Here is a 15,159-nt window from a genome sequence, read left to right on the forward strand (position 1 = left end):
AAGAAGTGCTTTTGTTGCGTGGTGTAAGCGGTTTCAGTAGGAGTCGTTTGCCGGGTGGCGGCGATATCTCACGCGTGCAGGGCGTTAAAGAAATGTAGCTTACAAAAGCGAAGCGCGGGCGGGCAAAATTCCGGGAGCAGAAATGCTAAAGGCCAGCACGAGGCTGGCCTTTAAGAACGCTATCAGTTGTTAATTACAGACCGGCAGCGTCACGCAGCAGGGCGGCTTTGTCGGTTTTTTCCCATGGGAAATGTTCGCGACCAAAGTGGCCGTAAGCGGCGGTTTCTTTGTAGATTGGGTGCAGCAGATCCAGCATTTGAATCAGGCCATACGGGCGCAGGTCGAAGAACTCGCGCACCAGCAGGGTCAGTTGCTCGGTCGGCACTTTTTCAGTACCGAAGGTTTCAACCATGATGGACGTCGGCTCTGCTACGCCAATCGCGTAAGAAACCTGGATTTCACAACGGTCTGCCAGACCCGCAGCGACAATGTTTTTCGCCACATAACGCGCAGCGTATGCCGCAGAACGGTCAACTTTCGATGGGTCTTTACCGGAGAACGCGCCGCCGCCGTGACGTGCCATGCCGCCGTAGGTATCAACGATAATTTTACGCCCGGTCAGACCGCAGTCGCCCATTGGGCCGCCGATAACAAAACGGCCTGTTGGGTTGATGAAGAATTTGGTCGCACTGTTCAGCCATTCGACAGGCAGAACTGGCTTGATGATTTCTTCCATCACCGCTTCTTGCAGGGTTTTCTGATCAACGTCTTCTGAATGCTGAGTGGACAGCACGACTGCGTCGATACCGACAATTTTGCCGTCGTCATACTGGAAAGTGACCTGGCTTTTTGCGTCCGGGCGCAGCCACGGCAGCGCGCCATTTTTACGCACTTCAGCCTGACGCTGCACCAGACGGTGGGCGTAGGTGATTGGCGCTGGCATCAGCACGTCGGTTTCGTTGGTCGCATAACCAAACATCAGACCCTGGTCACCCGCACCCTGTTCCAGCGGATCGGCACGGTCAACGCCCTGGTTGATGTCAGGTGACTGTTTGCCGATGGCGCTCAGTACCGCACAGGAATTGGCATCAAAGCCCATATCAGAATGCACATAGCCAATTTCGCGAACCGTGTTGCGGGTGATCTCTTCGATATCCACCCACGCGCTGGTCGTGATTTCACCGCCGACCAAAACCATCCCGGTTTTGACGTAAGTTTCACACGCGACACGCGCCTTTGGATCCTGCTCGAGGATCGCATCAAGCACTGCATCAGAGATTTGGTCAGCAATTTTGTCTGGATGCCCTTCAGATACGGACTCGGACGTAAAGAGGTGTTTTGCCATGTTTTATTTCACCTGGAAGAATTAGGTTAGCTCAAACTGTTGATGATTAAGACTTTGATAGTCGTTTCGACCAAAGGCTGTGGGTAAACACACCAACAGTCTGGGTGTTAATCAGTATAGATGGATTAACATCTGGACGGCTATTTTAGGTCAGGTATTCACCCCATTTCCAGTTTTTTTTGAGATACGTCCTAACTGCCCGCGAAAGGGTCTGGCAATTTTTCCTGACAGTGGTGGAAGAGTGCGCATTTTTATTTTGCATTTTACCCCCGTTGTCGGTATAAAACGCCGCGCGCGGCTCACTCAATCAGCGCACGATGATGTTCCTTCGTGTCGCCACTTCCAGCCGGGTTAAGCAGTGTTTTTTACACGGAATAGTTTGGCTTTGGCTTGTCGCTGGCCCCGAAGGGTTGGCGTGGAGGTGATACGACATAATGAACCATCGTTTTTTGCAGACTCAGTCATGCCGTTCAGGCGTGCATTTAAATCCCACAACACCTTTCTCTTCGATAAATACCAGCCGAAGTTATTCCCATTTGGGCACATCTCAGGATTCCAGGGCCGGCAAGGCACTGTAATACCAGGACTTGGGCGCTCCTGTTCGTAAGGGGTTTTCTCGTGGTTTCTCCGTGGTCCTACAAACCCCGGGTCGATGTTTTACAATGATATGAACAAGAAACCGGTCGCGCAGGCTGACGTTCAGCATACTCTGCTGAATCAGACGGCTGTTTATGGGTTGTTATCGCTTTATAACATTGCGATAGTAGTCAACTGTTTTACACTTTCGACAACATTTGAGGTTCGCTATGTCTGACGACATGTCTTTATCTTCCCTTTCGTCAGCCGGCGAGCAGGGTGTACTACGTTCCATGCAGGAGGTGGCAATGAGCTCTCAGGAAGCCAGCAAGATGCTTCGTACTTACAACATTGCCTGGTGGGGCAACAACTACTACGACGTGAACGAGCTGGGTCATATCAGCGTTTGCCCGGATCCGGATGTGCCAGATGCACAGGTGGATCTCGCCAAACTGGTGAAAGCTCGTGAAGCGCAAGGACAGCGACTGCCTGCATTGTTCTGCTTCCCGCAGATCCTGCAACATCGACTGCGTTCGATTAACGCCGCTTTTAAGCGTGCGCGTGAATCCTACGGCTACAAGGGCGACTATTTCCTCGTTTACCCGATTAAGGTAAACCAGCATCGCCGCGTCATTGAATCCCTTATCCATTCTGGCGAACCGCTGGGCCTGGAAGCCGGTTCTAAAGCCGAGCTGATGGCCGTGCTGGCGCACGCCGGAATGACCCGCAGTGTTATCGTCTGCAACGGTTATAAAGACCGTGAATACATTCGTCTGGCATTGATTGGCGAGAAGATGGGCCACAAGGTCTATCTGGTTATCGAGAAGATGTCCGAAGTCGCCATCGTACTGGAAGAAGCCGAGCGGCTGAACGTGGTGCCGCGCCTTGGAGTACGCGCTCGCCTGGCCTCTCAGGGCTCTGGCAAATGGCAGTCTTCCGGCGGCGAGAAATCCAAATTCGGTCTGGCGGCCACTCAGGTTCTGCAGCTGGTCGAAATCCTGCGCGAGCGCGGTCGTCTGGACAGCATTCAGCTTCTGCACTTCCATCTGGGCTCGCAGATGGCAAACATTCGCGATATCGCCACTGGCGTGCGTGAATCGGCGCGTTTTTACGTTGAATTGCACAAACTTGGCGTCAACATTCAGTGCTTTGACGTGGGCGGCGGTTTGGGCGTGGACTATGAAGGTACGCGCTCGCAGTCTGACTGTTCCGTCAACTACGGCCTGAATGAATACGCCAATAACATCATCTGGGCGATTGGCGACGCTTGCGAAGAAAACGGCTTACCGCATCCAACGGTGATCACCGAGTCTGGTCGTGCGGTTACCGCGCACCATACGGTGCTGGTGTCGAACATCATCGGCGTTGAGCGTAACGAGTACACCACGCCGGTTGCGCCTCCCGAAGATGCTTCTCGCGCGTTACAAAGCATGTGGGAAACCTGGCAGGAAATGCGCGAACCGGGCGGTCGCCGCTCGCTGCGTGAATGGTTGCACGACAGCCAGATGGATCTGCATGATATTCACACCGGCTACTCTTCTGGCACCTTTAATCTGCAAGAGCGCGCATGGGCGGAACAGCTTTATCTGAGCATGTGTCACGAAGTGCAGAAGCAGCTTGACCCGAGCAACCGCGCGCACCGTCCGATTATTGATGAATTGCAGGAGCGGATGGCGGACAAGATTTACGTCAACTTCTCGCTGTTCCAGTCGATGCCGGATGCGTGGGGCATCGATCAGCTATTCCCGGTCATGCCGCTGGAAGGGCTGAACCATGCGCCGGAACGTCGTGCCGTTCTGTTGGATATCACCTGTGATTCCGACGGTGCTATCGATCATTACGTCGACGGTGACGGGATCGCCACCACCATGCCAATGCCGGAATACGATCCTGAGAACCCGCCGATGCTGGGCTTCTTTATGGTCGGCGCGTATCAGGAAATTTTGGGCAACATGCACAACCTGTTCGGTGATACCGAAGCGGTGGACGTGTTTGTCTTCCCTGACGGCAGCGTAGAAGTGGAACTTTCCGACGAAGGCGACACCGTGGCAGATATGCTGGAATACGTGCAGCTTGATCCGAAAAAACTGCTGACCCAGTTCCGCGACCAGGTGAAACAGACCGATCTTGACGATGCGCTGCAACAGCAGTTCCTCGAAGAGTTTGAAGCCGGTCTGTACGGTTACACTTACCTGGAAGATGAATAAACAGGGCGCTTGACCCGGTCAAAATTTTGGCGATAATCGCCTTAATAAGCTGTACATGAATAAATCCCTTCCTCGTCGGGCCTAACGACGCGGAGGGGATTTTTTTTTATTTTTTTCCATTACACGACTGTAAATGAGGTCATATCCATGAGCACTTTAGGTCATCAGTACGACAACTCTCTGGTCTCTAACGCTTTTGGTTTTCTGCGTTTGCCGATGAATTTCCAGCCTTACGATAGCGATGCAGACTGGGTTATTACCGGCGTGCCATTCGATATGGCGACTTCTGGTCGTGCGGGTGGTCGTCATGGCCCGGCGGCAATCCGTCAGGTATCGACCAACCTTGCGTGGGAACACAACCGCTTCCCATGGAACTTCGACATGCGCGAGCGCCTGAACGTCGTGGACTGTGGCGATCTGGTTTATGCGTTTGGCGATGCCCGTGAAATGAGTGAGAAACTGCAAGCCCATGCCGAGAAGCTGCTGGCTGCGGGTAAGCGCATGCTCTCCTTCGGCGGTGACCACTTCGTCACTCTGCCACTGCTGCGCGCGCACGCAAAACACTTCGGTAAAATGGCGCTGGTGCATTTCGATGCGCATACCGACACTTACGCGAACGGCTGCGAATTTGACCACGGTACTATGTTCTTCACCGCGCCGAAAGAAGGTCTGATCGATCCTAATCACTCTGTACAGATTGGTATTCGTACCGAGTTCGACAAAGATAACGGCTTCACCGTGCTGGATGCCGCACAGGTGAACGATCGCGGCGTGGATGACATTCTGGCGCAGGTGAAACAGATCGTCGGTGATATGCCTGTTTACCTGACCTTTGATATCGACTGCCTGGATCCTGCGTTTGCGCCTGGCACGGGTACGCCGGTTATCGGTGGTTTAACCTCCGATCGCGCGATCAAATTGGTTCGTGGCCTGAAAGATCTGAACATCGTCGGAATGGACGTGGTGGAAGTGGCTCCGGCTTATGATCAGTCAGAGATCACTGCGCTGGCCGCAGCGACGCTGGCACTGGAGATGCTCTATATCCAGGCAACGAAAAAAGGCGAGTAACCTTAACGGGCTATTTTACTCGCCATTTTGAACCCGGGCAGTGCTCGTCATCCTCACGTACTACGTGTACGCTCCGGTGGCTGCGCGCTGTCCGTGTCCAAACTGGCTTCGCCAATAACGCCCGTTGTTTTATCGTCGGCGTCAGGATTTATTTAATACCGTCTGCTTTCATGCGATCGCGAACATGCTGGGCACGCTCTTCGGATGCAGGGTGATCGTCAAGCATGGTACTTTGACGGCCCGCTTCGAGTTTCGCCAGCTTCTCAAAACTGGTAGCCAGACCCGATGGATTGATCCCGCGTTTGCGCAGCAAATCATAAGAGTAGTCATCCGCTTCGGATTCCTGACGCTGCGAGAATTGCGCGTTGACCAGTTTTTCACCCAAATCGCCCAGCTGTGACTGCGACAGGCTGCCAATCATGCCACCCGCAGAAGCCGCCGCAACGCGCACCGCATTGGTGCTCAACGCCACCTGCATGCCTTTCTTCACGTGACCTAACGCAACGTGGCCCATTTCGTGACCAATCACCGCTTCAACTTCATTGTCGTTCATCATGTCCATCAACCCGCTGTAAACGCGGATGCAGCCGTTAGCCATCGCGAAGGCGTTAACGTCTTTGGTGACGTAAACCTTGTAGTTCACCGGCTGGCCGTTGATGTTATCGCCAAGCGCAGTGGCAATCTTCGTCAGACGTTTAGCGTAATCACTGCTGGCGGGCGCGATAGTCGCTTTGCTGTCCATCTCTTTACAGGACTGATCGCTCAAGGTTTTCACCTGTTCGTCGCTCAGAGAGTAAGCCTGAAAGACTTCAGCGCCTGAACTCATCAGTCCGTTTGAATCCATGTTCTGACAACCGGTCAGAACGCTCGTTATCCCAAAGGCCACTACCAAAGAGTGCAGTTTCATCATTAATTTTCCGTAATTATGGGTGGTCATTGTCTGAAATATTCCGTTATTCAACGGAACGGAATTTAGCCAAGTATAAAGAAAATAACGGCAACGCCGCGAGGAGATTGCGCAACCTGCGAGCACAATCCAGAGATTTCCCAGGCACCGCGCGGATGCTCCATGTACATGTTTTGCGGCTTGGGTTACATTGTTACCACTTTTTTCCGGCGTAGCCTAAAACGCGCGGTCGTCAAGCCGTTTTGGCATTGCCTTCTACAGTCCGATCTGGAGTCAAAATGTCCTCACGTAAAGAGCTTGCTAATGCTATTCGTGCGCTGAGCATGGACGCAGTACAGAAAGCCAAATCCGGCCACCCGGGTGCCCCTATGGGTATGGCTGACATTGCCGAAGTCCTGTGGCGTGATTTCCTGAACCACAACCCACAGAACCCGTCATGGGCCGATCGTGACCGCTTCGTGCTGTCCAATGGTCACGGCTCCATGCTGATCTATAGCTTGCTGCATCTCACCGGTTACGATCTGCCAATCGAAGAGCTGAAAAACTTCCGTCAACTGCATTCCAAAACTCCGGGTCACCCGGAAGTGGGCTACACCGCTGGTGTAGAAACCACCACTGGCCCGCTGGGTCAGGGTATTGCGAACGCAGTCGGTATGGCTATTGCTGAAAAAACGCTGGCCGCACAGTTCAACCGTCCAGGTCATGACATCGTAGACCACTTCACCTATGCGTTCATGGGCGACGGCTGCATGATGGAAGGCATTTCTCACGAAGTGTGTTCCCTCGCAGGTACCCTGAAACTGGGCAAACTGGTTGCGTTCTATGACGACAACGGCATCTCTATCGATGGTCACGTTGAAGGCTGGTTCACTGACGATACTGCTAAACGTTTCGAAGCCTACGGCTGGCACGTTGTGCGTGGCGTTGATGGTCACGATGCTGACTCCATCAAACGTGCAGTAGAAGAAGCGCGTGCAGTCACCGACAAACCGTCCCTGCTGATGTGCAAAACCATCATCGGTTTCGGTTCCCCGAACAAAGCCGGTACGCACGATTCCCACGGCGCTCCACTGGGCGACGCAGAAATCGCACTGACCCGTGAAGCACTGGGCTGGAAACACCCGGCATTCGAAATCCCGTCTGACATCTACGCGCAGTGGGATGCAAAAGAAGCGGGCCAGGTGAAAGAAGCGAGCTGGAACGAGAAGTTTGCGGCCTACGCTAAGGCCTTCCCACAGGAAGCGGCTGAATTCACCCGTCGTATGAAAGGTGAGATGCCAGCTGATTTCGACGCGAAAGCGAACGAATTCATCGCGAAACTGCAGGCGAACCCGTCTAAAATTGCTAGCCGTAAAGCGTCTCAGAATGCGATTGAAGCGTTCGGTCCTTGGCTGCCAGAATTCCTCGGCGGCTCTGCTGACCTGGCGCCATCTAACCTGACTATCTGGTCTGGTTCTAAAGCGATCAACGAAGATACCGCCGGGAACTACATCCATTACGGTGTGCGTGAATTCGGTATGACCGCAATTGCCAACGGGATCTCCCTGCACGGCGGTTTCCTGCCGTACACCTCTACCTTCCTGATGTTCGTCGAATACGCACGTAACGCTGTACGTATGGCTGCGCTGATGAAACAGCGTCAGGTAATGGTCTACACCCATGACTCCATCGGTCTGGGCGAAGATGGCCCGACTCACCAGCCGGTAGAGCAGGTGGCTTCCCTGCGTGTGACCCCGAACATGTCCACATGGCGTCCATGTGATCAGGTTGAATCCGCAGTCGCGTGGAAATACGGCGTTGAGCGTCACGACGGCCCAACCGCGCTGATCCTCTCTCGTCAGAACCTGGCGCAACAGGATCGTACTGAGACTCAGCTCGCAAACATCGCTCGCGGTGGTTACGTGCTGAAAGACTGCGCGGGCCAGCCAGAACTGATCTTCATCGCTACCGGTTCTGAAGTTGAACTGGCTGTGGCGGCGTGGGACAAACTGTCTGCCGAAGGCGTGAAGGCGCGCGTGGTTTCCATGCCGTCCACTGACGCATTCGACAAGCAGGATGCCGCTTACCGTGAATCCGTCCTGCCGAAAGCTGTTTCTGCACGTGTAGCCGTTGAAGCGGGTATCGCTGACTACTGGTTCAAATACGTAGGTCTGAACGGCGCTATCGTCGGTATGACCACATTCGGTGAATCTGCTCCAGCTGAACTGCTGTTTGAAGAGTTCGGTTTCACCGTTGAGAACGTGGTCGCAAAAGCGAAAGCGCTGCTGTAATCGCCTTTTTTGCCTGGCTGCACTTCGCTTGCCGGGCCTAAAAAATGCACATCACCATAAGCCGGGTAAGCGCAAGCTCTGCCCGGCTTTTTTGTGTCTGCTATTCCACAAGGACGTTACAACGACATAAATTATTCCAATAAAAATGTGATGTACGTCAGATAACGAGCTTCTCTGTCTGGACAATCATTCCTTTTATTCCGCGTTTCGATTACTCTAGCTGAAGCGTTTCAGTCGACTAAATGTTCGACAATTAATCAATCAGTCGCAGTTTGCGACAGCAAGGATTCCCTTCCTGATGAGGCTGGATTACGCTTTCAGTCACATAACTCAGGGATAGCCTTGCAGGAGATCTATGACCGTACGTATAGCGATTAATGGCTTCGGTCGCATTGGGCGTAACGTGGTTCGTGCTTTATATGAATCCGGGCGTCGTGCGGAAATCACCGTGGTGGCAATCAATGAACTGGCAGAGGCTGCGGGCATCGCGCATTTGCTGAAATATGACACCAGCCACGGTCGTTTTGCCTGGGATGTTCGCCAGGAGCAGGAGCAGTTGTTCGTCGGTGATGACACCATTCGTTTACTCCATGAGCCATCGCTTGAAGCGCTGCCATGGCGTGAGTTGGGTGTTGATGTGGTTCTCGATTGCACCGGCGTTTATGGAACGCGAGCCGACGGCGAAGCACATTTGGCCGCAGGCGCAAAGAAAGTGCTCTTTTCACATCCTGGCAGCAACGATCTTGACGCAACGGTAGTCTACGGCGTCAATCATCATGAATTGCAACGCGAACACCGCATTGTCTCCAATGCATCCTGCACCACCAACTGTATTATCCCTGTCATTAAACTGTTAGACGACGCCTGGGGAATTGAATCGGGTACTGTCACGACCATCCATTCGGCGATGCATGATCAGCAGGTTATTGATGCGTATCATCCGGACTTACGCCGTACTCGTGCCGCAAGTCAGTCGATAATCCCCGTTGATACGAAACTGGCGGCAGGCATTACCCGAATTTTTCCGCAGTTTAATGACCGTTTTGAAGCCATTGCTGTACGCGTGCCGACGATTAACGTCACGGCAATCGATCTCAGCGTGACTGTTAAGCGTCCGGTTAAAGCCAGTGAAGTCAACCTGTTGCTGCAAAAAGCGGCACAGGGAGCATTTCATGGTATAGTTGACTATACGGAATTACCGTTGGTCTCAATAGATTTTAACCACGATCCGCACAGTGCTATTGTTGATGGCACTCAGACGCGGGTCAGTGGCGCACATCTGATCAAAACCCTGGTCTGGTGTGATAATGAATGGGGTTTCGCTAACCGCATGCTCGACACCACGTTAGCGATGGCCATTACAGGTTTCAGGTAAGACGCTTTCGCGTCTGCAAAACTTTAGAATCAATGAGAGGATTCACCATGTCTGTAATTAAAATGACCGATCTGGATCTGGCGGGTAAACGCGTTTTCATTCGTGCCGATCTGAACGTTCCGGTTAAAGACGGAAAAGTGACCAGCGATGCGCGTATTCGTGCTTCTCTGCCCACTATCGAACTGGCTCTGAAACAGGGCGCGAAAGTGATGGTTACATCTCACCTGGGTCGTCCGACCGAAGGCGAGTACAACGAAGAATTCTCTCTGCTTCCGGTAGTTAACTACCTGAAAGAAAAACTGTCTGGTCCGGTACGTCTGGTTAAAGATTACCTGGACGGCGTTGAAGTGGCTGCCGGTGAACTGGTGGTTCTGGAAAACGTTCGCTTTAACAAAGGCGAGAAAAAAGACGACGAAGCACTGTCTAAAAAATATGCCGCACTGTGTGACATCTTTGTGATGGACGCATTCGGTACTGCACACCGCGCGCAGGCTTCCACTCACGGTATCGGCAAATTTGCTGATGTGGCGTGTGCGGGTCCTCTGCTGGCGGCTGAGCTTGACGCACTGGGTAAAGCGCTGGGTAACCCTGCTCGCCCAATGGTGGCTATCGTTGGTGGTTCTAAAGTGTCTACCAAACTGACTGTTCTGGACTCTCTGTCCAAAATTGCTGACCAGCTGATCGTTGGTGGTGGCATCGCCAACACCTTCGTTGCCGCTCAGGGCCACAACGTGGGCAAATCCCTGTACGAAGCAGACCTGGTTGAAGAAGCAAAACGTCTGCTGACCACTTGCGACATCCCAGTTCCGACTGACGTTCGCGTAGCGACTGAGTTCTCTGAAACTGCGGCTGCGACCCTGAAATCGGTTAACGACATCAAAGATGAAGAGCAGATTCTGGATCTGGGCGACGTGTCTGCACAGAAACTGGCTGATATCCTGAAAAACGCGAAAACCATTCTGTGGAACGGTCCAGTTGGCGTATTCGAATTCCCGAACTTCCGTAAAGGTACTGAAATCGTGGCTAACGCTATCGCAGACAGCGACGCGTTCTCCATCGCAGGCGGCGGCGACACCCTGGCTGCAATCGATCTGTTCGGTATTTCTGACAAGATCTCCTACATCTCCACTGGCGGTGGCGCATTCCTCGAATTCGTGGAAGGCAAAGTTCTGCCAGCAGTAGCGATGCTCGAAGAGCGCGCTAAGAAGTAAGCCATTCAAGGGCAGGGAAACCTGCCCTATTTTCAGCGGGCTTTAAGGCACGCACCTCTTTTTCTCGGCCGAAGATACAGGACCATAACATGTCTAAAATTTTTGATTTCGTAAAACCGGGCGTCATCACTGGCGACGACGTTCAGAAAGTGTTCCAGGTAGCTAAAGAAAACAACTTTGCACTGCCAGCGGTAAACTGTGTAGGTACTGACTCCATCAACGCCGTACTGGAAACTGCTGCAAAAGCAAAAGCTCCAGTTATCGTTCAGTTCTCTAACGGTGGCGCAGCCTTCATCGCGGGTAAAGGCGTGAAAACTGACGTTCCTCAGGGCGCAGCAATCCTGGGCGCTATCTCTGGCGCACACCACGTTCACCAGATGGCTGAGCACTACGGTGTTCCAGTTATCCTGCACACTGACCACTGCGCGAAGAAACTGCTGCCGTGGATCGACGGTCTGCTGGACGCGGGTGAAAAACACTTTGCTGCAACCGGCAAACCACTGTTCTCTTCTCACATGATTGACCTGTCTGAAGAGTCTCTGGAAGAGAACATCGAGATCTGCTCTAAGTACCTGGCGCGTATGGCCAAAATGAACATGACGCTGGAAATCGAACTGGGTTGTACCGGTGGCGAAGAAGATGGCGTTGATAACAGCCATATGGACGCATCTGCGCTGTACACTCAGCCAGAAGACGTTGATTACGCGTACACCAAACTGAACGCAATCAGCCCACGTTTCACCATCGCGGCTTCCTTCGGTAACGTGCACGGTGTGTACAAGCCAGGCAACGTGGTTCTGACTCCTACTATCCTGCGTGATTCTCAGGAATACGTGTCCAAGAAACACAACCTGCCGCACAACAGCCTGAACTTCGTCTTCCACGGCGGTTCCGGTTCTTCTGCTCAGGAAATCAAAGACTCCGTAAGCTACGGTGTTATCAAAATGAACATCGATACCGATACCCAATGGGCAACCTGGGACGGCATCCTTGGCTACTACAAAGCTAACGAAGCTTACCTGCAAGGCCAACTGGGTAACCCGAAAGGCGACGACCAGCCGAACAAGAAATACTACGATCCACGCGTATGGCTGCGCGCTGCTCAGACCTCTATGATCACTCGTCTGGAGCAGGCATTCAAAGAACTGAACGCGGTTGACGTTCTGTAATTTTTGAAGCCGTATTTCTGCCCTAAGCCCGCTAATTAGCGGGCTTTTTTATTGCCTTTTCAACAGGATGATTTTGTATAATTTTGTGATCTGCTTGGCATTGCGGACGATTCTTGCTTACCCTTAACGAACTGCCTTTTTACAGGTTTGTCGATTTTTACTCCCCGTTTGGGTTGTTATAAGGATGATCAGATGGAAGATTTGAATGTTGTTGGCAGCATCAACAGTGCCGGTTCGTGGCTGGTACGTAATCAGGCGTTGCTGCTGAGCTATGCGGTGAATATCGTCGCGGCCATCGCCATTATCATCGTCGGGATGATTGTTGCCCGGCTGGTGTCCAACGCAGTAAACCGTGTCATGCGTGCACGCCAGATTGATGCCACCGTGGCGGATTTTCTGTCAGCGATGCTGCGCTACGCGATTATTGCCTTTACGCTGATTGCTGCACTGGGGCGTGTCGGGGTGCAAACCGCTTCGGTTATTGCCGTGTTGGGTGCAGCCGGTTTGGCTGTGGGTCTGGCGTTGCAGGGTTCGCTGTCCAACCTGGCCGCTGGTGTACTGCTGGTGATGTTCCGTCCGTTCCGCGCGGGTGAATATGTTGATCTCGGCGGTGTCGCAGGAACCGTGCTCAACGTGCAGATTTTCTCCACCACCATGCGTACTATCGACGGCAAAATCGTGGTTATCCCGAACGGTAAAATCATTGCCGGGAACATCATCAACTTTTCCCGCGAACCGGTTCGCCGTAACGAATTCATCATTGGCGTGGCTTATGATTCTGACATCGATAAGGTCAAACAGCTGCTGACCAATATCGTCGAATCTGATGAGCGTATCCTCAAAGATCGCGATATTACCGTGCGTCTTAATGAACTGGCGCCATCGGCGATGCATTTTGTGGTGCGGACCTGGAGTAAAAGCGGCGATTTGCAAAACGTTTACTGGGACGTGCTTGAACGCATAAAACGTGATTTCGATGCCAACGGCATCAGCTTCCCGTTCCCGCAGATGGATGTGAATTTCAAACGCGTGAAGGAACAAGAGCAAGAGGCGGCGTAGCCATAGCTGTAATGTTGAAAGCCCGCAATAACGCGGGCTTTATTGTTTATTGCGCCTGTTCGAGAAGGGCGCTGACTGCTTTTAATGTCGTTCCGGCATTCTCTACGCCTTTCGCTTCCTGTTTGGCCACCCAATCTGCCTGAACTTGCTGATAGCGGCTGGTGTGCTGCCAGGTACTCAGTTCTTCATCTGTGAGCGTGCTGACATGCGCCCCATGTTGTCTCATCGCTTCAGACATATTTTTCAAACTGCTATCGAGCATAATGCCGAGGATTTTCTCTGTGCGAACGGCTGCGCGTTGGATAGCCGCTTTATCTTCCGCAGACAAACTTTCCCACCGCTGTTTATTCATGGCTAACAGATAAACGTGACCCATCCATAACCGTTGCGATACGCGAATTTCTTTCGCGGCTTTCCAGGCGTTAATGTCATCGCCGCTGTCGAGATTAACCAGCAGTCCATTCAGCTTACCGCTAGCCAGGGCATCGGTTATCTGTTCATTCCAGGGCATTTTGACCACTTTCGCGCCTGCATTTTCCAGATAGGCCTGATGCCAAAAGCTGGCGGTGCGCCAGGTGGTGTTGTTCAGATGGTCGAATTTAAGATTAGGGTCGGTGGAAAAGAAGGCCGCCGGATAGCCAACAAAGAATTGCAGATTCACCAGATTGTTCGCCGCAAGCTCGGCGGAAAACTGTGGCAGCTGGCTGAACGTTTTATGGAAGAATTTTACCTGCTTATCGCCGTTATCAGGCCCCAATGGGAAGCTTTTAAAGATTTGGTGCAGTGGCAGCTGATCTGCGGTGTATTCTGGCACCACCATGCCCATATCGGCAATTTTACCTTCGCTCACGGTTTTCAACGCGTCATAGCTGACAGACAGCTCACCGTTCCAGTGCGGCTCAATGCGCAAGTGCCCGTGGGATTCCTGTTCAATTGCCTTAAAGAACACATCATTGATGACTTTAGTGCGCATGTTGCCTAGCGGCTCATGATCGGTATAGCGCAAAACGGTTTCGGCCTGAACGAAAGGAGCTAGCGAGAGGAGGGCAAGGGTAATGCCGTAAAGCGGAAATGCTTTGAATTTCAAGTTCTTTCCTTGAGCAATAATGCAGCGAGTTGTGTAGCCAGTATATCTGAATGTCTGAGTGAGCAGCTGTCTTAGCACAATATATAGGCATTATTAATACTGCTAATAAGCGATTAAAATTATCCATTTCCGCTAATGATAAGTGCGCGGTATAGTCTCGCCATTGACGAACATTCACAGGCAAAAATATCGTGTTATCTTATTATTTTCAGGGGCTTGTCCTTGGCGCGGCCATGATCCTGCCACTTGGGCCGCAGAACGCTTTTGTGATGAATCAGGGCATTCGCCGTCAGTACCACATCATGATTGCCTTTCTTTGCGCACTCAGTGACTTAGTGTTGATTTGTGCCGGGATTTTTGGCGGGAGCGCACTGTTGATGCAGTCACCGTGGCTGATGGCACTGGTCACCTGGGGCGGCGTGGCGTTTCTGTTGTGGTATGGTTTTGGCGCGTTGAAAACAGCGATGAGCAGCAACCTTGAGCTGGCGAGCGCGGAAGTGATGAAGCAGGGGCGCTGGAAGCTTATCGTCACGATGCTCGCGGTGACCTGGCTTAATCCCCATGTGTATCTGGATACTTTTGTGGTGCTGGGAAGCCTGGGCGGTCAGTTGGGCGCAGAGCCAAAACGCTGGTTCGCGCTGGGGACTGTCAGCGCCTCGTTCCTGTGGTTCTTTGGTCTGGCGCTTTTAGCCGCCTGGCTGGCTCCGCGTTTGCGCACAGCGCGGGCGCAGCGAATTATCAACACGCTGGTTGGCCTGGTCATGTGGTTCATCGCCTTCCAACTGGCAAAGGACGGCATTGCCCATCTTCAGGCCTTATTCAACTAGGTCTTGTCTGATGGACATTTAGCCCTCAGACGCTAAGCTTGCAGGCATGCGCCCTGTT

13 protein-coding genes are annotated in these 15,159 nt (G+C 52.6%); 10 read left to right on the forward strand and 3 right to left on the reverse strand.

Annotated elements, in window-relative coordinates; genetic code table 11:
* Positions 1–193: 193 nt before the first annotated feature.
* A complete protein-coding gene (gene metK / locus VH187_RS00915; protein WP_329699622.1) occupies positions 194–1,345 on the reverse strand; it encodes a methionine adenosyltransferase in 1,152 nt (383 codons plus the stop codon).
* A 434-nt stretch (positions 1,346–1,779) separates the two neighbouring features.
* Between metK and VH187_RS23525 the strand changes: the two genes are divergently transcribed.
* The 4 genes from VH187_RS23525 (at position 1,780) to speB (ending at position 5,196) form a co-directional block, all read left to right on the forward strand.
* A complete protein-coding gene (locus VH187_RS23525; protein WP_422663479.1) occupies positions 1,780–1,923 on the forward strand; it encodes a hypothetical protein in 144 nt (47 codons plus the stop codon).
* A gap of 89 nt (positions 1,924–2,012) precedes the next feature.
* Positions 2,013–2,159 carry an acid stress response protein YqgB gene (yqgB, locus tag VH187_RS00920; protein WP_329699623.1) on the forward strand — a complete coding sequence of 49 codons (147 nt, stop codon included), beginning with the start codon at positions 2,013–2,015 and terminating at the stop codon, positions 2,157–2,159.
* The gene (speA, locus tag VH187_RS00925) at positions 2,152–4,128 is read left to right on the forward strand and encodes a biosynthetic arginine decarboxylase (protein WP_329699624.1); all 1,977 of its coding nucleotides are present in this window, start codon (positions 2,152–2,154) and stop codon (positions 4,126–4,128) included. Before yqgB ends, speA begins: the two co-directional genes overlap by 8 nt.
* 147 nt (positions 4,129–4,275) lie before the next feature.
* Complete coding sequence (gene speB / locus VH187_RS00930) at positions 4,276–5,196, forward strand: agmatinase (protein WP_329699625.1); 921 nt, start codon at positions 4,276–4,278, stop codon at positions 5,194–5,196.
* 148 nt (positions 5,197–5,344) lie between these two features.
* Here the strand turns inward: speB and loiP are convergent, their stop codons facing one another.
* Positions 5,345–6,103, reverse strand: a complete 759-nt coding sequence (loiP, locus tag VH187_RS00935; RefSeq protein WP_329699661.1) for a metalloprotease LoiP — start codon at positions 6,101–6,103, stop codon at positions 5,345–5,347.
* 278 nt (positions 6,104–6,381) lie between these two features.
* Here loiP and tkt point away from each other — a divergent pair, with 278 nt between their 5' ends.
* From tkt to mscS, 5 genes are all read left to right on the forward strand, one after another.
* Positions 6,382–8,373 (forward strand): transketolase, encoded by a 1,992-nt coding sequence (gene tkt / locus VH187_RS00940; RefSeq protein WP_329699626.1) that lies wholly within the window; start codon positions 6,382–6,384, stop codon positions 8,371–8,373.
* Between the two features lie 355 nt (positions 8,374–8,728).
* Positions 8,729–9,748, forward strand: coding sequence for an erythrose-4-phosphate dehydrogenase (epd, locus tag VH187_RS00945; protein WP_329699627.1), 1,020 nt, complete (start codon positions 8,729–8,731; stop codon positions 9,746–9,748).
* 47 nt (positions 9,749–9,795) lie between these two features.
* Positions 9,796–10,959 carry a phosphoglycerate kinase gene (pgk, locus tag VH187_RS00950; protein ID WP_329699628.1) on the forward strand — a complete coding sequence of 388 codons (1,164 nt, stop codon included), beginning with the start codon at positions 9,796–9,798 and terminating at the stop codon, positions 10,957–10,959.
* 89 nt (positions 10,960–11,048) lie between these two features.
* Positions 11,049–12,128 carry a class II fructose-bisphosphate aldolase gene (fbaA, locus tag VH187_RS00955; protein WP_329699629.1) on the forward strand — a complete coding sequence of 360 codons (1,080 nt, stop codon included), beginning with the start codon at positions 11,049–11,051 and terminating at the stop codon, positions 12,126–12,128.
* 192 nt (positions 12,129–12,320) lie between these two features.
* Positions 12,321–13,187, forward strand: coding sequence for a small-conductance mechanosensitive channel MscS (gene mscS, locus VH187_RS00960; protein ID WP_329699630.1), 867 nt, complete (start codon positions 12,321–12,323; stop codon positions 13,185–13,187).
* A gap of 46 nt (positions 13,188–13,233) precedes the next feature.
* Here mscS and dctP read toward each other — a convergent pair whose 3' ends face one another.
* Complete coding sequence (gene dctP / locus VH187_RS00965) at positions 13,234–14,274, reverse strand: TRAP transporter substrate-binding protein DctP (protein ID WP_329699631.1); 1,041 nt, start codon at positions 14,272–14,274, stop codon at positions 13,234–13,236.
* Between the two features lie 191 nt (positions 14,275–14,465).
* Between dctP and argO the strand changes: the two genes are divergently transcribed.
* The gene (gene argO, locus VH187_RS00970; protein ID WP_329699632.1) at positions 14,466–15,101 is read left to right on the forward strand and encodes an arginine exporter ArgO; all 636 of its coding nucleotides are present in this window, start codon (positions 14,466–14,468) and stop codon (positions 15,099–15,101) included.
* Positions 15,102–15,159: the final 58 nt, after the last annotated feature.

Origin of the sequence: Scandinavium sp., from assembly GCF_036271055.1 — a bacterium.
Classification (GTDB): Bacteria; Pseudomonadota; Gammaproteobacteria; order Enterobacterales; family Enterobacteriaceae; genus Scandinavium.

Excerpts from the sequence above, each read along its gene's own strand:
- tkt (WP_329699626.1), top strand. The coding sequence starts at position 6,382 with ATGTCCTCACGTAAAGAGCTTGCTAATGCTATTCGTGCGCTGAGCATG.
- speA (WP_329699624.1), top strand. The coding sequence starts at position 2,152 with ATGTCTGACGACATGTCTTTATCTTCCCTTTCGTCAGCCGGCGAGCAG.
- yqgB (WP_329699623.1), top strand. The coding sequence starts at position 2,013 with ATGAACAAGAAACCGGTCGCGCAGGCTGACGTTCAGCATACTCTGCTG.
- metK (WP_329699622.1), bottom strand. The coding sequence starts at position 1,345 with ATGGCAAAACACCTCTTTACGTCCGAGTCCGTATCTGAAGGGCATCCA.
- speB (WP_329699625.1), top strand. The coding sequence starts at position 4,276 with ATGAGCACTTTAGGTCATCAGTACGACAACTCTCTGGTCTCTAACGCT.
- pgk (WP_329699628.1), top strand. The coding sequence starts at position 9,796 with ATGTCTGTAATTAAAATGACCGATCTGGATCTGGCGGGTAAACGCGTT.
- epd (WP_329699627.1), top strand. The coding sequence starts at position 8,729 with ATGACCGTACGTATAGCGATTAATGGCTTCGGTCGCATTGGGCGTAAC.
- fbaA (WP_329699629.1), top strand. The coding sequence starts at position 11,049 with ATGTCTAAAATTTTTGATTTCGTAAAACCGGGCGTCATCACTGGCGAC.
- mscS (WP_329699630.1), top strand. The coding sequence starts at position 12,321 with ATGGAAGATTTGAATGTTGTTGGCAGCATCAACAGTGCCGGTTCGTGG.
- loiP (WP_329699661.1), bottom strand. The coding sequence starts at position 6,103 with ATGAAACTGCACTCTTTGGTAGTGGCCTTTGGGATAACGAGCGTTCTG.
- VH187_RS23525 (WP_422663479.1), top strand. The coding sequence starts at position 1,780 with ATGAACCATCGTTTTTTGCAGACTCAGTCATGCCGTTCAGGCGTGCAT.